Genomic DNA, 21,154 nt, shown 5'->3' on the forward strand with positions numbered 1-21,154 from the left:
ACGCCATGATCCGGGTGCCAGCCCTGCCGCATGTAGGCGTACAGGCTGTCGACGGTCCACGGAACCGGTGCCGGCGAGTTGGCGTCGAGCGCATACGCCGCCCATCCTTCCGCCTCGCCGCCGGCGAAATGCTCGCCCGCCCTCACCGCGCCCAGCGCATTGCGCGGCGTATGGCACGCGCCGCAATGGCCCAGCCCGTCGGCGAGGTAGGCACCACGATTCCATTCCTCGCTCTGGCCGGCGACATTCGCATAAGGGCCTTCGCGCAGGAAGAGCATCTTCCAGCCGGCAAGCACCAGCCGCTGGTTCAGCGGGAAGGGCAGATCGTTGGCTGGCGGAACTTCCTCGACCGGCTGGCGCGTCATCAGGAACGCATAGAGCGCCCGGTTGTCCTCATCCGAAACCAGGGTGAAATGATCGAAGGGAAACGCGGGATAAAGGTGCGAGCCGTCGCGACTCACCCCTTCCCGCATCGAACGATTGAAAGCTTCCTCGGACCAGTCGCCGATGCCGGTCGCAGGGTCGGGGGTGATGTTGCTGGAATGGATCGTGCCGAACGGCGTCGGGATCGCCAAACCGCCAGCGAAGGAGCGTCCGCCCGGCCTCGTATGGCAGGCGGTACAGTTACCGACAGCCGCCAGCCGCGAGCCCTCCTCGATCAGGGCCTGGTCGAATGACGCCCGATCGGGTGGCTCGATCGGATCGATCGAAGGTTTCCAAGCGTAGACGAGAAAGCCGGCGCCGCCGACTATCACGGCAACCAGCAAGCCGAGTAAAAGCCGCATCAATTATCTGACCTCCGCAGCACGCCTGCTGCATCTAAGCCCGGACACATCTGGCCGGGCTCTGGTCCGCAGAGCAATAAGTTGATTATTACCATCAACTTATTATTTCTACTCAAAGTTTAGGGGTCGGTTTTCTGATCGTCAATATCGGCTGCTCGCCGCAATATATACGGCCGGGACCGAACAACCGGCTTGGCCCTTATACGCCCTTCCCGCCGTGAGGCAGCCGGCAACGACGCTGCAATCGGACCAGCCGACAAGCGTCTCCTCCAGGGATCGGCCGGAAGTCGCCTCGTTGCTGATCTCCGCACCGATACGACTCAGCCGCAAGTTGTTTCCTGAAAGTCCGCATCAACGTTTGCAGACATTAACGACTAAAACCTTCAGGTGTAGTTCTCGATCCATATTAGAAATACTAAATATGTATTGCCTTGCAGACAATGAATCGACCGCAGCTCGAAAACATGATAACTTCCTGAAGTTTCACAGTTTAATGGCGGTGATGTCATGACTGATGCATCGATACATCCGGAAAATTCCCAGGAAGCCGGAAAGAAGTCTTTCTGGTTTATCGTGCTTGGCGTGGTCGTTTTGATCGCGGGCGGAATCGCGGCGGCAAATCTCCTTGTCGCCACCGTCGTCAGTGTCCTGTTCGTCGGGGCGATGATGCTTGCGGGAGGCATCATCGAGATCGTCCACTCCTTCACCGTCAAGACATGGGGAGGCTTTTTCCTCTGGTTCCTGACTGGTCTTCTCTACGCGGCTGCCGGCCTGTTGACCTTCTACAACCCGCTTCTCGCGTCCGCGATCCTCACGCTCCTGATAGCGGCGAGCCTGGTCGCGGCCGGCCTCGTGCGCATCTGGGCCGGTATATCGCAACGCCGCTCCAGTGGCTGGGGCTGGATGGTGGCGGCAGGCGTCCTGACGCTCCTCGTCGGCCTCCTGATCATGCTGCGCTGGCCGGTCAACAGCCTGTGGGTGCTCGGCATTTTTCTCGCTGTCGACCTGATGTTCCAGGGCTGGTCCTACATCGCCTACGGCTTCGGCCTGAGGAGCAATCCGGCAATCGCGACCTGAACCGCCGGGCGGAGGCCACTACGACGCAATCTGCGCCTGGGCGCATCCAGCGGCTAGGCGCTGCGTTTTCGGATCGCCGGGACAGCGATCATCCGGAATCGCCCGGCAACTCGATTCGTTGGGGCTTCAACAGCTTTAGTCGACCGTCGTCGGAAATGGCGAGTGTGTGGACGTAGAACGCCGTTGGCAGGTCGTCCGTCACGCCCATGACCGGCGAGGGTGCGGAGACAATCAGCAATCCCTCGCACCGGCCGATCCAGTCGAAATGGCGATGTCCGTGCATGAGGACGGCACGACCCGCGAAGCGTTTCATGCGTCGCAGGAACCAGTTTCCGTTGATGAGCGCCGTGCCGATGCGCTCGGAAAGCTTGCTGACCGCGAGCGGATATTCGATCGCATGATGATGAAGCACGACCAGCCAGCAGGCTCGCGGAAAGGCCTCCGCAACCTCCTCGAACGCCAGCACCTGTTCCGCGGACACGAGGCCGAGCGCGTTGGTGAAGGAGAAATGGGTGTCGGCGTTGGAGTTGAAGAGAACGATCCCGAGGCCCTGTTCGCCGTCGGGGGGCACGACCATCGGAAAGGCCCCGTTCCAAACCTCGCCGAGACGACGCGAAAGGAGTGGGCGAGCAACATCCGCGAAGCGTTCGATTTCGCCGCGATGCGGTTCCATCGCGGCTGCCAGTTGCCTGTCGATCGCGCCCGTCCCGCGCTCGACCAATTGCACGCGCCTCCCCTGCAGCGCGGCCATCGCCGAAAGCATCCGCAATTGGCGAAGGCGCGGATTGGGACTGGTCGGCAGGTCGAGCCGGGCGGGATTCGCGCGGTCGACGATGTTGAGATCGTGGTTGCCGGGGATGATGAGTATCCGGTCGGCCAGAGCCGGATGCGCCTCGACCGCTGAGAGGAATTCGGCCCATTCGGACGAACGCCCGGCATCGGTAATGTCACCCGTGATCAGTATATGGTCGAGCCTGGCTTCGCGGTCCACCTCCTCCAACCGATCGAGCAGGCGGCGCAAGCGGTCATTGCCGCGAGGACCGGCGCGCCCACTTTCGATGCGGAAGCCATACCGTTCGCCAACCACGTGGATGTCGGAAAGATGGACGACCCGCCAGCGTCGAACGCTCTGCGGTGCTGTGTCGAAACTTTCGAGACCGCGCGGCTGCGACATGGTTGCGTCGGCGAATGCCCAGATCAACGCGCCGACGGCGAGATAGGCGCATATCATGGCAAGGCTGTTGGCAAGGGCGACGCCCGCGAGATGCTGGAACGAAAAGGCTTCCCCAAGACCGAACACATGGGTCCGGGGCCAGATGGCGTAAAGGATGCAAAGCGCAAGCGCCGAAACCAAGAGTCCCGCGGCAGCGGCGGCAACCGAGCGCAACTTGGCTCGCGCCTCCACTGACGCGCCTTTGGGGAGGAACCTCTCCGTCATCTGTCGCAGCCCTTCGCGGCAGGCGCCGTAGACGGGCTCGACGATGGTCGCAGCAAGCGTCCAGAAACTGTGCTCGGCGGCGCGCAGCAGGGCGCGTCCGCCATACCAGCCCACCGCGACGATCGCGAGAAGGAAGGCGAGAGGCACAAGCCCGTCCGACAGTGAAAGCACCTGATCGGTCGCCGTCCGCAGCCATATTCCGGCGGCGATCGGAAAGAGGCCTAGAACGAGGCCGGGGATCACCAGCAGCAAGGCCCATGCAAGAGCCAGCTTCAGCAGACTGACCTCGATCAGCATGTTCCCGGCGATCGATACCAGCGAGCGCTTCTTCGGGCTCGAGGCATCGTCCTCGATGTCGCCATGCCGCGGATCGATGAGAGGTTTCATCCGACGGGCGGGTCAGCGAGCGGTGCGGATCCGCCAGGCACGATAGAGCAGGCTGAGCGCATAGAGGACGATGACGATCGTCGCAATCCGCATCAGCGTCGTCGCGCTCGACAGGGGCACGAACATCAAGGCCAGGCCGAACACTATGTAGAGGGCGCCGCTGAGCATGGCCGTCAACGGGCTGGAATAACGCACGCGATCCATCAGAATGGAAACGATCTCGACCAGCCCGGCAAGCACTGCGAGAAGCCCGACGAAGCCGGCGAGGAAGCCGAGCGAGAAAACGTTGCTAAGCGGGCCGCTTGCCAGCACCGTCAGGCCGGCGACGATGCAAAACAGGTTGCGCGCCAGCGCAAGATAGAAGGAATTGTTGCGCCTGCCGGCAAAATCCATCGACGCGAGCCCGAGACCGCCGTCGACGAGCAAAAGGCCGCCGCCGGCGAGGAGCACGAACTTTACCGCCTGGGTCGGAAACAGGAAGGCGGCGATGCCCGCCGCGATCATCACGACCCCGCGCAGCGCCGTCAATGTTACCTGAAGCCGCTTGGATTCGTCGATTGCCATGGCATCCATGCTCCCGTTCAATGATTGTTGTCCAGCCGCGACCCTAGGATCGGACCAAAGTCTCCACATCCATAGTAGCGCGCATCGCTTGCACGCGAATTAGCTTGCAGTCTCCGCGCCGGGCGTGGCGTCCCCAATTGACGGTCCCTTCAGCCCTGCAGGCGGCGCAAGAGGGTATTGAGCCGCTGAGTGGGCGTTGTCGGCACGTCAAGGTCGAGGGAAGGCCAACCCGGAGCGCCATGATGAGTGCCCGCGCGCACTTCCGACGGGCTGTAGCCGAACTCACGACGGAAGGCTCTGCTGAATTCCGCCCCGTCGCTGAAGCAGCAACTCTCGGCGATCTCCAGGATGCGTCGCCGGTCATTCGCATCGGCGAGGGCAACATGAGCGGCAACCAACCGCCGATGTTGAATGTAGCGCATGACCCCGCCTGTCGGTTCGAACAAGCGATATAGCCTGGATCTGGAAATACCGAGTTCGTGCAAGAGCCCCTTCAAATCCAGATCCGGATCATGAAGATTGGCCTGGATATAGCAGCGAGCCCGCTCCAGCAGCATGTTCGAGATCGACGTGCTCGCCTCCTCCAGCCGCTCCCGGGAAGGGGCCACGCAAGCCAGCAGCATAGCACGCGTTGCCGACACCAGCTCCGGCAGCTCGGACACATCCAGCAGAGGCAGCCTGCGGGCGAGGCTGATCATATAGTCGGCGAAGATTCGCCCCATGCCTCCCTCAAGCCGCGAGAACGCGGCCGCGTCGAGAACATGGGCCAGGTCGCGGCACAGGTCGCGCGGCACGAACAGCATCAGCATCTCGCTACGGCTGATATTGCCCTCGAAGGCGCGGCCGAGGGGATGGAGCTGAACCGAACCCGGATCGCCTTCGAGACGGTCGGCCGCCGCCAATGTCGTCGAGTGTCCATTCAGAAGCATTGTGAAAAGCCAGTGATCCAGCGGGTCGTGACGCCCGCGGCCGGCAAGGCCGGTAAAGGCGAGGCCGTTGGTGCTGACGCGCGAAAAGGCGAGGCTGCCGAGATCCCACACCTGGTGTTGGGCTGCAAAGCCATCTTCCACAGGTGCGGGCGCCGTTAGATCGAGAATGGAGGCATAGCTCGCGCGCCAAGCCTCGAACTGCTCGTTGCGCGGCAGGTTCCCGGTGGAAAATTCGAAACTCTGAGGACGAATGGGCGACCGGGCGGCGAACGCGCCCTCTTTCGACCACGGCGTCACGGGCTCGGCTGGTCCATTCCGCACGGCAATTCCCAGCGACATGTTTCACTCCCTAAACAAGCCACCCGAGCGCCAGAAGAAGTTTAGGCGTTATTTTCGGCCGATTCAACTATTTCAAGAAAGATCACATCCACAGCGCTAGACTTTTGAAGTTCAATAACAGAAACGACTTAAATAAAATAATACCTATCCCGCCAGTCACCCCCGGCCTTCGAACTTGTCCACCGCCCCGCCCGAAAGCAGCGTCGCGATCCAACGGCTGTTCGGAAACTGCGCGCAATAGACGATGAAGACGATCAGGATCGGAACACCGATGAAGGCGCCCGCCAGACCCCACATGAAGCTCCAGAAGAAGACGGCGAAAATGACCGCGAAAGGTGAAATGGCAAGCGAGGCGCCAGTCAGAAGCGGTTCCAGATAGCTGCCGATGACGAACTGGATGAGATTGAGGCAGATGAAGACGATGACCGCCATCTGCCAGGATTCGAACTGGGCGATGGCGAAGAGCGTCGGAAACACGGTCGCGATCAGCGGACCGAGGAACGGAATGTAGTTCAGCGCGAAGGCTATGGCACCCCAGGCCGCCGCCAGTTCCAGCCCGGCGGCGAGTGCGAAGCCCCAGACGATCAGGCCGGTCAGCACGCTCGCGAAGCTGCGAACCACCATGAAGCGCCGCAGCTTATCGCCGATATCGCGATTGGCCGCCAGGATCGTCTCCCCATAGGGCTGGGCGCCCGGCAGGCGAAGTCTCGCCTTGAAATCCTCGACCTCCAGCAAGCCCAGCATGACGAAGATGAAGACGAGCACCGCGAAGCCGGCCACGCTGTTCAGCCGCAAGGCCAGTCCCTGGGTGAAACGGACAAGCCAGTTGACGTCGAACCGCTCCGCCAACGGTCCGGCGACGGCTATTCCATGCTCATCGAGCCACATGGTCCAATCTGCATAGATGGCCTGAAAACGGCCTGCGTTCACGAGCAGCCACTGGCCCAGCTTCGTGAAGCCCCACGCAATCGAGGAGCCGACGGCGATGATGATGATGATCGTCAGGCTGAGAGTGATCAGCAGCGCCAGCAATTGCGGCATTCGCCGTTGCAACGCGGCCTGCATCGGCCAGGCGAGTGCTATGATGAACAGCGAGAAAGTGAGCGGAACGAAGATCGACTGCCCGAAATAGAGCATGGCGAGAACCAGAATGCCGGTCGCCAGATGCCCCATGGTCCGGTTGTTGCCTGTCCCCGTCATGCTCATCCCCGATACCGGCTGAGGCAGCCGCATCTCCATTTGCCCGCCCGCAGTATGCCGGCCTCAAAGCAGACGATCCGCCAGCTCCTTCAGCCAGCAGCCCTGCTTCTGAAAAACCCGACCAGGGCGGTTAGCGCCGCTCCACCCAGCAATCCCGAAATGCCCACACCGACGAGAACCGCCGGCGTCAGCCCTCCGACACCCTGGATCGCGCTGTCCGCCGCGCTTTCCACATGACCGACGAAGCGGCCAACACCCGGTATCCTTGCCGCAAGCCAGGTGAGGGCCAAGCCCCCGGCGGCACCGGTGAGCGCGTTGGCGGCGGTGCCGAGGCTGAGGTTCCGCAGCCACCACCCCACGGCCAGACCGCCCGCGCCACCGCAAACGATCTCGATGGCGAGAGCAACGGCGAGTTCGAAGCCCGACACCTCGTTTCAACCAGGCATGTGGCCGACGCTCACGACGCGGCGGCCTGTTGAAGCGCATCGCGCAAGACCTGCTCCTTGGTCTCGTCGAGCGAGGTCTTGAGCACGGTCCCGCCATAGCCTTCGATCTCCTTCAGGACCTTGTCGGCGGTCATGTTCTCGATCAGCACGAACAGCGCTCCGTTGCCCGGTTGCAGGCTGTTGGAGAGTTCCTTCATGAAATCATCATTGATGCCCACATCGGCGAGCGCTCCCCCCAGAGCGCCGGAAGCAGCGCCCACGGCCACGCCCAAAAGCGGATTGAGGAACAGCACGCCGATCAGCAGGCCCCAGAAGCTCCCCGTCACCGCGCCGGCCGCGGTGGTGTTGACGATCTGGTTGAGCTTGACTTTGCCCGCCTCCGTCTTGGTCGCGATGACAGCATCGCTGAGCTTGATCAGATATTGCTTTTGCAGGTCGAAGAGGCGCTGGCGCACCTCTTCCGCCTTGGCTTCGGTCGGGTAGACGATGACAACGAGATCAGACATCCAAGACTCCGTTGCGCGATGCTTCGCGGCGATGGAACTCGCCGCGCAATGCAAAGCTTACGGTCCTCTCCTGGCGAAGAAACTGGCTGAGAATCCCACGGCCATGCATCGCGTCTCTATTTCGAGGCTGCACCGGGGAACGGGCAAAGCCCTCAAGGCTTCCTCTTTTTAACGCGCACCCTCGATGAATGGGACGCGAGGCAAAGGTTTGGGATCCGTTGCCGATCACAGAGCAATCCCGGGCAAGCTAAGTTGCTGAAAAAGCGGATCACGGCGATCCGGAAATTCTCGGACATACCCGGACGCCCGCGACATGACCTCCAAGCCTCAGCAAAAGTTCTCGCTCACGACGCTGACGTCGATGGTCGTTGGCTCGATGGTGGGAGCGGGGATATTCTCCCTGCCTCAGGCCTTCAGCCGGGCAACCGGGCCATTCGGCGCGATCATCGCCTGGACGATCGCCGGCGTCGGCATGCTCATGCTCGCCTTCGTGTTCCAAAAGCTGTCACGCCGCAGGCCCGATCTCGATGCCGGCATCTACGCCTATGCCAAGGCCGGGTTCGGCAACTATCTCGGCTTCCTTTCCGCCCTCGGCTATTGGGCCGTCGCCTGCCTCGGCAACGTGTCCTACTTCGTGCTGATCAAGTCCACGCTCGGATTGTTCTTCCCCGTTTTCGGTGATGGGAACACCGTCATCGCCGTCGCGTTCTCATCCATCCTGTTGTGGGTCATGCACTTACTGATACTGCGCGGCGTCAAAACGGCCGCGGCGCTCAATACGGTGGTGACCTTCGCAAAGATCATCCCGATCCTCCTGTTCATCGTTCTCGCCGTTCGCGGGTTCCAGGCCGACATCTTCGCAGCCAGCTTCTGGGGCGGAGAGGAGGTGAGCTTCCGCGGCGTGGCAAGCCAGGTGCGCGCGACGATGCTGGTCACCGTCTTCGTGTTCGTGGGTATCGAGGGCGCGAGCGTCTATTCACGTTACGCCAGGAACCGCGAGGATGTCGGCTTGGCGACCCTGCTCGGCTTCCTCGGCGTATTATGTCTTCTCGTGCTGGTAACGCTCCTGTCCTACGGCGCGCTGCCGCGCTCCGACCTAGCTGCCCTGCGCAATCCCTCCATGGCGGGCGTCCTCGAAGCACTGGTCGGACCTTGGGGGGCGCTATTCGTGAGCGTGGGCCTGCTCGTATCGGTCGCCGGCGCCTATCTTTCCTGGGTGCTTCTCGCGGCGGAAATCCTCTTCACCGCCGCGAAGAATGAAACCATGCCGCGGTTCCTGTCGCACGAAAACGCGAACGGCGTTCCTTCGAACGCCCTCTGGCTGACCAATATCGTCGTTCAGGTGTTCCTGATCCTGACCCTCTTTGCGCAATACGCCTTCACGCTCGCGCTGGAATTGACCAGCTCGATGATCCTGATCCCTTATTTTCTCGTCGCCGCCTACGCCTTCAAGCTCGTCTGGACTGGCGAGACCTACGTCGAGGATCCCAGGGGCTATCGCGGCGATTTCGCCCGCGCGGTGATCGCGCTGATCTACACGGCCGGGCTCATCTATGCCGCCGGCGCGAAGCATCTTCTGCTGTCGGCCACGATCTACGGGCCGGGCACGCTTCTCTATCTCATGGCCCGCCGGGAGCAGGGCAAGCCAGCCTTCACCCGACCGGAGATGCTTGTTTTCGCCCTCGCCGCGGCGGGAGCGGCCGTCGCCATCGCCGCGCTTGCAACCGGACGCATAACGATCTGAACGCAGGCGGAATTTGGGACACAAGGCATAGAGACGGGATTCCATGCTCATCACTTGCGGAGTTGGATAAGACTATAGTCCTCGCCAGGAAGTCTTTTGAACCCAGCACCGGCCCTGAAGGCGACGCCATGGCTTCGAGTTCCACGCAAAAGCTCTCGCTCTTTGCCCTTACGGCCATGGTCGTGGGTTCGATGGTGGGTTCCGGCATCTTCTCGCTGCCGCGCACCTTCGCCGGCGCGACCGGACCGTTCGGCGCCCTGATCGCATGGACCATCGCGGCCGGTGGCATGTACACGCTCGCCCGCGTGTTCCAGTTCCTGGCGGAGCGGAAACCGGATCTGGATGCCGGTGTCTATGCCTATGCCAAGGCCGGCTTCGGCGACTATCCGGGCTTTCTTTCGGCATTCGGTTACTGGATCGGGTCGTGCATCGGCAATGTTTCCTACTGGGTGCTCATCAAGTCGACGCTCGGTGCCTTCTTCCCCGTTTTCGGCGACGGCAACACCATCACCGCGATCATCGTCGCCTCGATCGGCATATGGCTGTTCCACTTCATGATCCTGCGCGGAATCCAGCAGGCCGCCTTCATCAACATGGTGGTCACGATCGCCAAGATCGTGCCGATCCTGGCGTTCATCCTGATCCTGTTCGTGGCTTTCAAGGCCGACCTCTTCCGCGCCAATTTCTGGGGTGGCGAGGGCATGCCGGAAAAGAGCCTCTTCGACCAGGTGCGCGCGACCATGCTGGTTACGGTATTCGTGTTCCTTGGCATCGAAGGGGCGAGCGTCTATTCACGCTACGCCAAGGAACGCAGCCACGTCGGCATTGCGACGATCCTCGGCTTCGTCGGCGTGACGACGCTCATGGTACTGGTTTCGCTGCTGCCCTACGCGGTGCTGCCGCAGGCGGACATCGCAGGCATGCGCCAGCCATCCATGGCGACCGTGCTGGAAGCTGTCGTTGGTCCGTGGGGAGCGGTATTCGTCAGCGTTGGCCTGCTGATCTCGGTGCTGGGAGCCTATCTCGCCTGGTCGCTGATCGCAGCCGAAGTGCTGTCGATCGCCGCCAAGACCGACGACATGCCGAAGCGGTTCGGCACGGAGAACCGGAACAAGGTGCCGGCCGCCGCCCTGTGGCTCACCAATATCGTCGTCCAGCTCTTCGTCATCAGCACCTACTGGTCGCAGGATGCTTTCTCGCTGATGCTGAACCTGACCAGCGTGATGGCGCTGATTCCGTTCCTATTCGTCGCCGCCTTCGGCTTCCTCCTCGTTCGGCGTCGTGAGACCTACGAGGTGCGGCCGCGGGACCGCACGCGTGACTATGTCTTTGCCGCGATTGCCGTCATCTACACGCTGTTCCTGATCTACGCCGCGGGCATGAAATTCCTGGTGCTTTCGGCGATCCTCTACGGCCCGGGGACAGCACTCTACTTTTGGGCGCGACGCGAGCAAGGCAAGCGCATGTTCTTCGAGAGGCCGGTGGACTGGGTCATCTTCATCGCCGCGATCATTGGCTGCATCGTCGGCATTCATGGGCTCGTGAGCGGCTACATCGCGATCTGAAGCAACGGGAGGTCATCATGGCGAATTCGAACCTCGCGGCATCCACGCCGCTCGGTGTCCACTCGGAAGTCGGGCAATTGCGCAAGGTGATGGTATGCGCGCCGGGACGCGCGCATCAACGCCTGACACCCACCAATTGCGACGCACTGCTTTTCGATGACGTGCTGTGGGTCGACAACGCCAAGCGCGACCATTTCGACTTCATGACCAAGATGCGCGACCGCGGCGTCGAGGTGGTGGAGATGCACAATCTTCTCGCCGAGACGGTCGCCCTCCCCGATGCCAAGAAATGGATACTCGACAACCAGGTCATCCCAAACCAGGTCGGGCTCGGGCTGATTGACGAAATCCGGAGTTATCTGGAAGGCCTCTCCAATCGCGCGCTTGCCGAAACCCTGATCGGCGGCCTTTCCACCGTGGAATTTCCGGACGCTGTCGGCGGCGAGATGCTGAAACTCGTTCGCGAGGCGGCCGGCGTCACCGAATATCTGCTGCCGCCGCTGCCCAACACGCTCTATACGCGCGACACCACCTGCTGGATCTATGGCGGCGTGACGCTCAACCCGCTCTACTGGCCAGCCCGGCACGAGGAGACGATCCTCACGACGGCAATCTACAAGTTCCATCCGGATTTCGCCGGCAAGGTGAATGTCTGGTGGGGCGACCCGACCCAGGATTGGGGGCTTGCCACGCTGGAAGGCGGCGACGTCATGCCGATCGGCAAGGGCAACGTGCTGATCGGCATGAGCGAGCGCACGTCGCGCCAGGCGATCAGCCAATTGGCGGCCAAACTCTTTGAGGCGGGTGCCGCCGAACGCGTCATCGTCGCCGCCATGCCGAAGCTACGCGCGGCGATGCATCTCGACACGGTCTTCACCTTCGCCGATCGCGACTGTGTGCTGACATATCCGGACATCGTCGATTCAATCCACGCCTATTCCTATCGGCCGGGCGACAAGCCGGGCTCGCTCGACCTGCGCAAGGACAAGGGGTCGTTCGTCGAGACGGTGCGTGACGCGCTGGGACTCAAGGAAATGCGGGTCGTCGAGACTGGCGGCACCGACTACATGCGCGAGCGCACCCAATGGGACAGCGGCGCCAATCTGATCTGCGCCTCCCCGGGAGTGGTCTTCGCCTACGACCGAAACGTCTACACCAACACGCTTCTGCGCAAGGCCGGCATCGAGGTGATCACGATTGCCGGAGCGGAGCTCGGCCGCGGCCGGGGCGGCGGGCATTGCATGACCTGCCCCATCATCCGAGACGCGGTCGATTACTGATCTGCACTGACTGCCAGCCTGCAATCCTGGAAAGGAACGACATGCTTCGTTTGGGCAAGTATCAACACCTGGTTCACAATACCGGCTGCAGTTGCTGCAGTCCCGCGCTTCAGCAAGCCTCACGTAGACTGGATGAATACTCCCGGCGAGGCTTCCTCGCAGGCATCGGGGCGACGGCAATCGCCGGGATGATGCCCAGGTCCGCTTCCGCTCAAACATCCGGACAGAACTCCAAGACCCTCTTCAGGCAGGTCCGGCTGTTCGACGGCAAGTCCGACGCGCTGCAGTCGGGCGTTCAGATCCTGATCGAGGGCAACAAGATAGCGGCGATCGACACGGCAAACAGTGCTCCCCCCTCCGATGCGACCGTCATCGAATGCGGCGACCGCGTTCTCATGCCGGGCCTGATCGATGCGCATTGGCACACGGTATTTGCCGCGGTGCCGCTGAACGTTCTGATGACGGGCGACCCGGGAATCATATTCGCCGCGTCTACCGCCGAGGCGGAGCGCACCTTGATGCGCGGCTTCACCACCGTGCGCGATTTGGGCGGCCCCGTGTTCTCGTTCAAGCAGGCGATCGATAGCGGCATCATATCTGGTCCGCGCATCTTTCCGTCGGGGGCAATGATCACCACTACCGGGGGACATGGCGATCTCCGCATGCCGACCGAGATTCCGCGCAATGCCGGCCAGCTCAGCCAAGGTGAACTGATCGGCGGCGCGGCCATCGTCGACGACGTCGGCGACCTGAAGCTCCGCGTGCGGGAGCAGCTTTTGCAAGGCGCCTCACAGATCAAGATCGTGGCAGGCGGGGGCGTATCGTCTCCACGCAGTCCGCTGGATATGACCACGTTCAGCGAAGATGAATTGCGCGCCGCGGTCGAAGTGGCCCAGGATTGGAACACTTACATCACAGTCCATGCCTATGCTCCGAACACGGTTCAGCGAGCCCTTGCGGCTGGCGTTCCCTGCATCGAGCATGCACACCTTATGGACGAGGAAACCGCGGGCCTGATCGCCGAAAAGGGCGTCTGGCTCAGCATGCAGCCCTTCCTGACGATGGACGATGCGGCTTCTCAGACCGGGCCGGGCGCGGAACGCGTCCAACAGCTTTTCGCCGGCACGCCGCGAGTCTACGAGTTCGCGAAGAAGCACGGCATCAAGACGGCATGGGGCTCCGATGTTCTGTTCTCGCCCGAATTGGCGCCTCGTCAAAGCATCATGCTCACCCATCTGAGCAATTGGTACACCAATGCCGAAGCCCTGCGCATGGCGACGTCGGTCAACGCGGATTTGCTGTCGCTCTCCAATCTTCGGGTTCCGTACTCGGGCAAGCTGGGTGTGGTGGAGGAAGGCGCGCTGGCTGATCTGCTGCTCGTCGATGGGAATCCGTTGGAAGACCTCGATCTGGTTGCCGATCCGGAAGAGAACTTCCTGATCATCATGAAGGACGGCAAGATTTACAAGGATACGCTGTAGTCGGTTATTCAGCTCGTCGGCGCTCGATCTCGCCGGTACGCTGATTTTCCGACGGCGTCGGGTCGACCGGCGCCGATAGCCGGACGCCGGCCACGCGAAATGGCGGCTGCCGCTGGTTGCAATCCCTTCCGACGGAATGCTTCCGTCGGAAGTGAAACGCGTCAGCGAACTTCCACGCGCGCCTCTCCCGCGACAACCGTTCCGACGATCGAGGCCAGCGGATAGCCGGCCTCGCGGATATGGGCGGTCAGCGCGTCCGCATGATCGGGATCGACGGCGACGAGCAGCCCGCCGGACGTCTGCGGATCGGTGAGAAGATGACGCTGCCAGTCCGCTATTCCCTCGGGCAGCGTCACCGCCTCGCCATAGCTCTTCCAGTTGCGGTGCGAGGCACCGGTCACGAACCCCGCTTCAGCAAGACGCGCGGCCTCGCCGAGGAAGGGTAGAGAGGAAAGGTCGAGTCGCACGGTAACACCTGATCCGCGTGCCATTTCGAGCGAATGACCCAATATACCGAAGCCGGTCACGTCGGTCATGGCACTCGCCCGCGTATCGGCGCCGAGCTCGGCTCCCACGCGATTGAGAAGTGTCGTCGACGCGATCATCTCGTCATAGGCCGCAGCTGGCAGTTGCCCCTTCTTGATCGCCGCCGAATAGATGCCGACGCCGATGCCCTTGGTCAGGATCAACCGGTCGCCGGGCCTTGCGACCGAATTGCGCTTGACCTGCGCCGTGGGGCACGTGCCGATCACGGCGAGGCCGTAGACCGGTTCGGGACAGTCGATCGAGTGTCCGCCCGCCACCGGTATGCCTGCCTGCGCGCAGACCGCCGCGCCACCGGCGAGGATTTGCCGGATATCCGCCGGATCCATCTTGTCGATCGGCATGCCGACGATCGCCAGCGCGAAGATCGGCGAGCCGCCCATCGCATAGACATCGGAAATGGCGTTCGTCGCGGCGATCCGGCCGAAGGTGTGCGGATCATCCACCATCGGCATGAAGAAGTCGGTCGTGGCGATGACGGAAGTCTTGCCGTCCAGATCCCACACCGCCGCGTCGTCGGCCGTGTCCGTGCCGACGAGAAGGCTCGCGAACGGTCCCGTCCTCGGCATCTCGCTCAGGAGATCCTGAAGCACCGCGGGGGCGAGCTTGCAGCCACAGCCGCCGCCATGGGCAAGACTTGTCAGGCGTGGTTTCTCAACGGGCGCGTGCATTTGAACCTCCCTGTTCATGCAAGAACGTACAATACTTGCCCTCATAAGCAACGCCGTATGAAGCATCATGCAAGGATTATATATGATTGTTATTGTCATGTTTTAGTTCTTTGACAGACCTTTGGCGCAACTGTAGCATCCATTTTCGAGTCTGATCAGGAGCGATCGGGCATTGAATCAGAGGAGGTCTCCGAATGAACATGGAAATCTCACGGCGCAGCTTCCTCAAGGGAGTCGGCGCGGGTGTCGCGGTAACGACGCTCGGCGCTTTCGGCTTCGGGGAAGCCGAGGCCGCCTTCGTGGAGGGACTGAGGCCATACAAGCTGGCGGGCACCACGGAGACGCGCAATACGTGTCCCTATTGCTCCGTCGCCTGCGGCGTCATCATCTACTCGAAAGGCGATATCACGCAGGGCACGGCCGAGGCCATTCACCTGGAGGGCGACGTCGACCATCCGACCAATCGCGGCACGCTCTGCCCCAAGGGCGCGGCGTTGATGGACTTCATCAAGGCCGAGACCCGCCTGACCAAGCCCAAGGTACGCCGCCCCGGCTCCGACCGCTTCGAGGAAGTCTCGTGGAGCGAGGCGCTCGACGGCATCGCCCGGCGCATGAAGGACGACCGCGACGCCAACTTCATCGAACGCAACATGGACGGCGTCCCGGTGAACCGCTGGACGACGACAGGCTTCCTGGCCGCATCGGCGACGACCAACGAGACGGCATACCTCACCTACAAGGTCGTTCGGTCGACCGGCATAGTGGCTTTCGACAATCAGGCGAGAGTCTGACACGGCCCCACGGTGTCCAGTCTGGGCCCAACTTTCGGTCGTGGTGCAATGACGAATTCGTGGACGGACATCCGTAACACGGATTTGGTGGTGATCATGGGCGGCAATGCCGCCGAGGCGCATCCTTGCGGCTTCAAATGGGTCACGGAGGCGAAAGCCAACCGCGGCGCCAAGCTCATCGTCATCGATCCTCGCTACACGCGCTCGGCATCGGTGTCGGACTATTACGCGCCGATCCGGCAGGGGACCGACATCGCCTTCCTTCTCGGCGTGATCAACTACTGCATCGAGAACGACAAGGTGCAGTGGGACTATGTGCGCGCCTTCACCAACGCCGCCTATCTCATCAAGGACGGCTTCGCCTATCAGGACGGGCTGTTCACCGGCTACGACGCCGAGAAGCGCGACTACGACCGCACGACATGGGACTACCAGATCGGCGACGATGGCTATGTCGTCACCGACGAGACGCTGCGGAACCCGCGCTGCGTCTGGAACCTGCTCAAGGAGCACGCCTCTGTCTACACGCCCGAGATGGTCGAGCGCATCTGCGGCACGCCAAAGGACAAGTTCCTGAGGGTGGCCGAGATGATCTCGGAATGCTCGACGCCGACCAAGACCATGACGTCGATGTATGCGCTTGGCTGGACGCAGCATTCCAAGGGCTCGCAGAACATCCGCACCATGGCGATGCTGCAGCTCATCCTGGGCAATATCGGCGTGCGCGGCGGCGGTATGAACGCACTGCGCGGGCATTCCAACATTCAGGGACTAACCGACATCGGCCTGATGTCGAACCTGATACCGGGCTATCTCAACATCCCGACCGAGAAGGAGGTCGACTACGCGACCTACATAAGCTCGCGCGGCTTCAAGCCGCTGCGGCCGAACCAGGTCAGCTACTGGCAGAACTATCCGAAGTTCTTCATCTCCTTCCAGAAGGCGATGTGGGGCTCGGCGGCGACGCCGCAGAACGACTTCGCCTATCACTACCTGCCGAAGCTCGACCTGGCAGCCTACGACGTCCTGCGCGCCTTCGAGATGATGGATCAGGGCCAGATGTTCGGCTATTTCTGCCAGGGCTTCAATCCGCTCCTGTCCTTCCCTGATCGCGGCAAAATCACGCGGGCGCTGTCGAAGCTCGACTATCTGGTGATCATGGATCCGCTCGAGACGGAGACGGCACGGTTCTGGGAAAACCACGGCGAGTTCAACGACGTCGACACGGCCTCGATCCAGACGGAAGTGTACCAGCTTCCCACGAGCTGCTTCGCCGAGGACGAGGGCGCGCTGGTCAATTCCGGCCGCTGGCTGCAATGGCACTGGCCGGCTCAGAACCCGCCGGGCGATGCCAGGCAGGACACCTGGATCATGGCGCAGCTCTATCAGCGCCTGAAGAAGCTCTATCAGGAGGAGGGCGGCAAGTTCGCCGACCCGATCCTGAACCTGCATTGGCCCTATGCCGACCCGGAGGATCCCAAGGCCGACGAGATGGCGCGCGAGATGAACGGCTATGCCGTGACGGACCTGCGCGACCCGAACGATCCGACCAAGGTGCTCGTCGAGGCGGGCAAGCAGGTGCCGGGCTTCGCCGCCCTGCGCGACGACGGCTCGACCGCCTGCGGCAACTGGATATATTCCGGCAGCTTCACCGACGCGGGCAACAACATGGCGCGGCGGGACAACAACGATCCCGACGATACGGGCGCCTATCTGAACTGGGCATTCTCCTGGCCTGCCAACCGTCGCATTCTCTACAACCGCGCCTCGGCCGATCTCGACGGCAAGGCATGGGACCCGTCCCGCAAGCTGATCGAGTGGGATGGAACGAAATGGGCAGGCTACGACGTGCCGGACATTCCGCCGACCTCCAACCCGCGTGACGTCGGGCCGTTCATCATGAACCCCGAAGGGCAATCGCGCCTCTTCTCGCGGGGCATGATGCGCGACGGGCCGTTCCCGGCGCATTACGAGCCCTTCGAGGCGCCGATCGCCAACGTGGTCGCGCCGGCGATCCGAGGCAATCCGGTGGCGCGCGTCTTCGAGAGCGACCGCGAGCATTTCGGCGATGCGGAAGAGTTCCCCTACGCGGCGACCTCCTACCGCCTCACCGAACACTTCCACTACTGGACGAAACATGTCTGGGTGAACGCTGTTCTCCAGCCCGAATTCTTCGTCGAGATTTCGGAGGAGCTCGCCGCCGAGAAAGGCATCGAGAAAGGCGGCTGGTGCCGGGTCTGGAACAAGCGCGGCTCTGTCCATGCCAAGGCCGTGGTCACCAAGCGCATCCAGCCGCTCGTCTGCGACGGCAAGCCGGTCCACATCGTCGGCATCCCGCTCCACTGGGGCTTCACGGGTGCCGCCAAGAACGGAATGGGGCCGAACTCGCTGACCCCCTTCGTGGGGGATGCGAATATCGAGACGCCGGAATTCAAGGCGTTCCTGGTGAACATCGAGCGGTCCGACGGACCGGCCACGGCTTGAGGGAGGATTGAACCATGACCATCAACGTCAATCCGCCCGTCGCGCCCGACACCCAGCAGACGATCGGACCGCAGGACTACATCCGCCGGTCGGCCTCGTCGGTGCCTGCGCCGGCCCGCCAGCTCGAGCCGGTGGCCAAGCTCATCGACGTGTCGAAATGCATCGGCTGCAAGGCATGCCAGTCGGCCTGCCTGGAGTGGAACGACCTGCGCGAGGAGGTCGGCATCAACAGAGGCGTCTACGACAATCCGCACGATCTGACGCCGAACACCTTCACGCTGATGCGCTTCACCGAGTGGGTGAATCCGGAGACGGACAATCTCGAATGGCTCATCCGCAAGGATGGTTGCATGCATTGCGCCGATCCGGGCTGCCTCAAGGCCTGCCCGGCCCCTGGCGCGATCGTGCAGTATTCCAACGGCGTGGTCGATTTCGTAAAGGAGAACTGCATCGGCTGCGGCTATTGCGTGAAGGGTTGTCCATTCGACATCCCGCGCATCTCCAGGGTCGACAATCGCGCCTACAAATGCACGCTGTGCTCCGATCGCATCGCGGTTGGACAGGGGCCTGCCTGTGCAAAGGCCTGCCCCACCAAGGCCATCGTGTTCGGCACCAAGGAGGAGATGAAGGCGCACGCGGCCGAGCGCATCGAGGATCTGAAATCGCGCGGCTATGCCAATGCCGGTCTCTACGATCCGCCCGGCGTCGGCGGCACGCATGTCATGTATGTTCTGCATCACGCCGACAAGCCGTCGATCTATGCCGGCCTGCCGGACAATCCGCGCATCTCCCCGCTGGTGGAGGCCTGGAAGGGCGTCACCAAATATGCCGGCCTCGCCGTCATGGGCTTCGCGGCCGCGGCCGGCTTCGTCCACATGGCGATTTCGGGACGAAACCGTGTTACGGTGGAGGACGATGAGGAGGCCCGCCGCCTCGCCGAGCATGCACCGGGTGCGGAGCCTCTCGATCCGAGCAAGGAGCCTCTGTCATGACCGACAGCACCATGCACGGACACAACCGGCCGGCGCCCGAGGTGACGCGGGCCGACATCGACCGTGGCGACCGGCTTCGCGTCGGCCGCGAGGTCGTGGTCGACCGCTACACGAAATGGGCGCGCATCAACCACTGGATCACGGCAATCAGCCTGATCCTGCTGGCTCTTTCGGGCCTCGCCCTGTTTCACCCCTCGCTCTTCTTCCTGACGGCGCTCTTCGGTGGCGGGCAGATGACGCGCATGCTGCATCCATGGATCGGCGTGGTGTTGTTCTTCTCCTTCACCGGCCTTTTCATCCGCTTCTTCAGGCTCAACCTGCCGCGTCGCGAGGACGTTCAGTGGGCTTCGCAGATAGGCGACGTGCTTTCGAACCAGGAGGAAAAACTTCCGGAAGTCGGCAAGTACAATGCCGGCCAGAAATTCGTTTTCTGGGCGATGTCGGTGCTCATCATCATCCTCATCGCGTCCGGACTGGCGGTGTGGGAGCGTTATTTCACGCAATATCTGACCGTCTCGCAGATGCGCGTCGCCGTGTTGGTCCATTCGATCGCGGCCGTCGTCATCATCTGCGTGTGGATCATCCACGTCTACGCCGCCTTCTGGGTACAGGGCACGCTGCGCGCCATGACCCGCGGCTCGGTGAGCGGCGGCTGGGCCTGGCGTCACCACCGCAAATGGCTGCGCGCGCTCGCGGCCTACGGCAGGAAGGACGGCAGCGCCGGAACGGACGGGAAGGCGCGAAAGGAATGACGATGCACCCGGCGTGACAGCGCCGGGCCTTACTGCATAAGATGCCGCGTGGCCCGTGCGGTTCGTGGAGGACTGAATGCCCCGTAGAATTCCCGTCGCGGGAGACATGACAGAGATTGGCGAAGCCAAGACGCCCCCCTTCGCCCGTGTCCCCCGCCCTGCCCGCCTTTTCGAACGTCGCGCCAAGCGGTTCCGTCAGCTTTCAGGCCCGGACGGCATAGGCCCATATCTCGCCTTTCTCGGCGGCATCGCCGAGGCGCAGACGGAACTGGCCGAGACGCTGGGCGAGCCGGAAGCTCCCGACGAGGAACGCATTTCCCGCGCGATCGAGCACGGAATGCCGCCGCTCGACCGTTCGGGCTTTCGGCCCGACCCGAAATTCAGATCGTTGAACGAGCAGCTCTTCGGCGCGATCGAAAAGATCGACAAGCCCGCTGCCGCGCAGGCCGCGCTCGCTTCAGCGCGCGGGGCCGACGACGCTCGCATGGCCACGATGGTCGCCGATCTGATGGCCGATTCCGTGCCGGTGGAATCCGTGGCCGAGCACGCCTATGTGGCGGCCGCCCTCCAGCTCCATTTCGCGCGCGCGGCCTCCATGCTGCCCGAGCGCCGACTGAAGCCGGTGGGCGACGGTGCCTGCCCCGCCTGCGGCGGCCCGCCCGTCTCATCCGTCATCGTTGGCTGGCCGCAGGCAGGCGGGGCGCGATTCTGCTCCTGCGCGCTATGCGGCACGCTGTGGCATCATGTTCGCATCAAATGCGCCATCTGCTCTTCCACCAAGGGCATACGCTATCAGGAGATCGCGGACGGCCCCGGCACCATCAAGGCCGAGACCTGCGACGAATGCGGTCGCTATGTGAAAATATTCAACCAGCAGAAGGACGTCTCGCTCGACCCCTTCGCCGACGACGTGGGCAGCCTCGGCATCGACCTGCTGATGCGCGAGACGCGGTTCCGGCGCGGCGCGTTCAACCCCTTCCTGCTCGGATACTAGGGAAAAGGCGCGGCTGATGGTTCATTGCGCATCCGTACCCTCGGACCTTTCAGAGCGAAGGGCCGACACACCCCCACCCCTAACCCCTACCCACAAGGGGGAGGGAGATTCCGAGACGCCGACGCCCCCTTCCTCCTTGTGGGGAGGGGTTAAGGGTGGGGGTATTGGCACCGTCCAAACAGGAAG

The 21,154-nt window shown here is 62.6% G+C and carries 17 protein-coding genes; 9 read left to right on the plus strand and 8 right to left on the minus strand.

Features of this window, described 5'->3' with window-relative positions; genetic code table 11:
• Positions 1-785: cytochrome c (locus tag XW59_RS28940; protein ID WP_137327120.1), on the minus strand; the 785-nt coding region annotated here is incomplete at its 3' end.
• A 507-nt stretch (positions 786-1,292) separates the two neighbouring features.
• Between XW59_RS28940 and XW59_RS28945 the strand changes: the two genes are divergently transcribed.
• A complete protein-coding gene (locus XW59_RS28945) occupies positions 1,293-1,862 on the plus strand; it encodes an HdeD family acid-resistance protein (protein WP_047148307.1) in 570 nt (189 codons plus the stop codon).
• A gap of 88 nt (positions 1,863-1,950) precedes the next feature.
• On the opposite strand, the gene XW59_RS28950 is transcribed toward XW59_RS28945, so the two are convergent.
• From XW59_RS28950 to XW59_RS28975, 6 genes are all read right to left on the minus strand, one after another.
• Positions 1,951-3,687 carry a metallophosphoesterase gene (locus XW59_RS28950; protein WP_047148306.1) on the minus strand — a complete coding sequence of 579 codons (1,737 nt, stop codon included), beginning with the start codon at positions 3,685-3,687 and terminating at the stop codon, positions 1,951-1,953.
• Between the two features lie 12 nt (positions 3,688-3,699).
• A complete protein-coding gene (locus tag XW59_RS28955; protein WP_047148444.1) occupies positions 3,700-4,251 on the minus strand; it encodes a DUF308 domain-containing protein in 552 nt (183 codons plus the stop codon).
• Positions 4,252-4,400: 149 nt separating this feature from the next.
• Complete coding sequence (locus XW59_RS28960; RefSeq protein WP_136068471.1) at positions 4,401-5,519, minus strand: helix-turn-helix domain-containing protein; 1,119 nt, start codon at positions 5,517-5,519, stop codon at positions 4,401-4,403.
• A 156-nt stretch (positions 5,520-5,675) separates the two neighbouring features.
• The gene (locus tag XW59_RS28965; RefSeq protein ID WP_047148442.1) at positions 5,676-6,719 is read right to left on the minus strand and encodes an AI-2E family transporter; all 1,044 of its coding nucleotides are present in this window, start codon (positions 6,717-6,719) and stop codon (positions 5,676-5,678) included.
• 89 nt (positions 6,720-6,808) lie between these two features.
• Positions 6,809-7,147: a hypothetical protein gene (locus XW59_RS28970; RefSeq protein WP_047148305.1), complete on the minus strand. Its 339-nt coding sequence runs from the start codon at positions 7,145-7,147 to the stop codon at positions 6,809-6,811.
• Positions 7,148-7,176: 29 nt separating this feature from the next.
• Positions 7,177-7,671, minus strand: coding sequence for a DUF1269 domain-containing protein (locus XW59_RS28975; RefSeq protein ID WP_047148304.1), 495 nt, complete (start codon positions 7,669-7,671; stop codon positions 7,177-7,179).
• 313 nt (positions 7,672-7,984) lie between these two features.
• On the opposite strand from XW59_RS28975, the gene XW59_RS28980 reads away from it, so the two are divergent.
• From XW59_RS28980 to XW59_RS28995, 4 genes are all read left to right on the plus strand, one after another.
• Positions 7,985-9,415 (plus strand): basic amino acid/polyamine antiporter, encoded by a 1,431-nt coding sequence (locus tag XW59_RS28980; RefSeq protein ID WP_047148303.1) that lies wholly within the window; start codon positions 7,985-7,987, stop codon positions 9,413-9,415.
• A 128-nt stretch (positions 9,416-9,543) separates the two neighbouring features.
• Positions 9,544-10,980 carry a basic amino acid/polyamine antiporter gene (locus XW59_RS28985; RefSeq protein ID WP_047148302.1) on the plus strand — a complete coding sequence of 479 codons (1,437 nt, stop codon included), beginning with the start codon at positions 9,544-9,546 and terminating at the stop codon, positions 10,978-10,980.
• Positions 10,981-10,997: 17 nt separating this feature from the next.
• Entirely contained in the window at positions 10,998-12,260 is a 1,263-nt protein-coding gene (locus XW59_RS28990) for an arginine deiminase (RefSeq protein ID WP_047148301.1), read from the plus strand.
• Positions 12,261-12,301: 41 nt separating this feature from the next.
• The gene (locus XW59_RS28995) at positions 12,302-13,741 is read left to right on the plus strand and encodes an amidohydrolase family protein (RefSeq protein ID WP_047148300.1); all 1,440 of its coding nucleotides are present in this window, start codon (positions 12,302-12,304) and stop codon (positions 13,739-13,741) included.
• Positions 13,742-13,902: 161 nt separating this feature from the next.
• Here the strand turns inward: XW59_RS28995 and selD are convergent, their stop codons facing one another.
• On the minus strand, positions 13,903-14,955 hold the full coding sequence (selD, locus tag XW59_RS29000; protein WP_136068469.1) for a selenide, water dikinase SelD: 1,053 nt from the start codon (positions 14,953-14,955) through the stop codon (positions 13,903-13,905).
• A gap of 194 nt (positions 14,956-15,149) precedes the next feature.
• On the opposite strand from selD, the gene fdnG reads away from it, so the two are divergent.
• The 4 genes from fdnG (at position 15,150) to fdhE (ending at position 20,968) form a co-directional block, all read left to right on the plus strand.
• On the plus strand, positions 15,150-18,230 hold the full coding sequence (fdnG, locus tag XW59_RS29005; protein ID WP_082137786.1) for a formate dehydrogenase-N subunit alpha: 3,081 nt from the start codon (positions 15,150-15,152) through the stop codon (positions 18,228-18,230).
• Positions 18,231-18,244: 14 nt separating this feature from the next.
• A complete protein-coding gene (gene fdxH / locus XW59_RS29010; RefSeq protein ID WP_047148297.1) occupies positions 18,245-19,222 on the plus strand; it encodes a formate dehydrogenase subunit beta in 978 nt (325 codons plus the stop codon).
• Positions 19,223-19,263: 41 nt separating this feature from the next.
• A complete protein-coding gene (locus XW59_RS29015; RefSeq protein ID WP_047148440.1) occupies positions 19,264-19,974 on the plus strand; it encodes a formate dehydrogenase subunit gamma in 711 nt (236 codons plus the stop codon).
• A 76-nt stretch (positions 19,975-20,050) separates the two neighbouring features.
• Positions 20,051-20,968: a formate dehydrogenase accessory protein FdhE gene (gene fdhE, locus XW59_RS29020; RefSeq protein ID WP_047148296.1), complete on the plus strand. Its 918-nt coding sequence runs from the start codon at positions 20,051-20,053 to the stop codon at positions 20,966-20,968.
• Positions 20,969-21,154: the final 186 nt, after the last annotated feature.

This window comes from Aquamicrobium sp. LC103, from assembly GCF_001014615.2.
Lineage (GTDB): Bacteria > Pseudomonadota > Alphaproteobacteria > Rhizobiales > Rhizobiaceae > LBCQ02.

Excerpts from the sequence above, each read along its gene's own strand:
- XW59_RS28945 (WP_047148307.1), top strand. The coding sequence starts at position 1,293 with ATGACTGATGCATCGATACATCCGGAAAATTCCCAGGAAGCCGGAAAG.
- XW59_RS28950 (WP_047148306.1), bottom strand. The coding sequence starts at position 3,687 with ATGAAACCTCTCATCGATCCGCGGCATGGCGACATCGAGGACGATGCC.
- XW59_RS28955 (WP_047148444.1), bottom strand. The coding sequence starts at position 4,251 with ATGGCAATCGACGAATCCAAGCGGCTTCAGGTAACATTGACGGCGCTG.
- XW59_RS28960 (WP_136068471.1), bottom strand. The coding sequence starts at position 5,519 with ATGTCGCTGGGAATTGCCGTGCGGAATGGACCAGCCGAGCCCGTGACG.
- XW59_RS28965 (WP_047148442.1), bottom strand. The coding sequence starts at position 6,719 with ATGACGGGGACAGGCAACAACCGGACCATGGGGCATCTGGCGACCGGC.
- XW59_RS28975 (WP_047148304.1), bottom strand. The coding sequence starts at position 7,671 with ATGTCTGATCTCGTTGTCATCGTCTACCCGACCGAAGCCAAGGCGGAA.
- XW59_RS28980 (WP_047148303.1), top strand. The coding sequence starts at position 7,985 with ATGACCTCCAAGCCTCAGCAAAAGTTCTCGCTCACGACGCTGACGTCG.
- XW59_RS28985 (WP_047148302.1), top strand. The coding sequence starts at position 9,544 with ATGGCTTCGAGTTCCACGCAAAAGCTCTCGCTCTTTGCCCTTACGGCC.
- XW59_RS28990 (WP_047148301.1), top strand. The coding sequence starts at position 10,998 with ATGGCGAATTCGAACCTCGCGGCATCCACGCCGCTCGGTGTCCACTCG.
- XW59_RS28995 (WP_047148300.1), top strand. The coding sequence starts at position 12,302 with ATGCTTCGTTTGGGCAAGTATCAACACCTGGTTCACAATACCGGCTGC.
- selD (WP_136068469.1), bottom strand. The coding sequence starts at position 14,955 with ATGCACGCGCCCGTTGAGAAACCACGCCTGACAAGTCTTGCCCATGGC.
- fdxH (WP_047148297.1), top strand. The coding sequence starts at position 18,245 with ATGACCATCAACGTCAATCCGCCCGTCGCGCCCGACACCCAGCAGACG.
- fdhE (WP_047148296.1), top strand. The coding sequence starts at position 20,051 with ATGCCCCGTAGAATTCCCGTCGCGGGAGACATGACAGAGATTGGCGAA.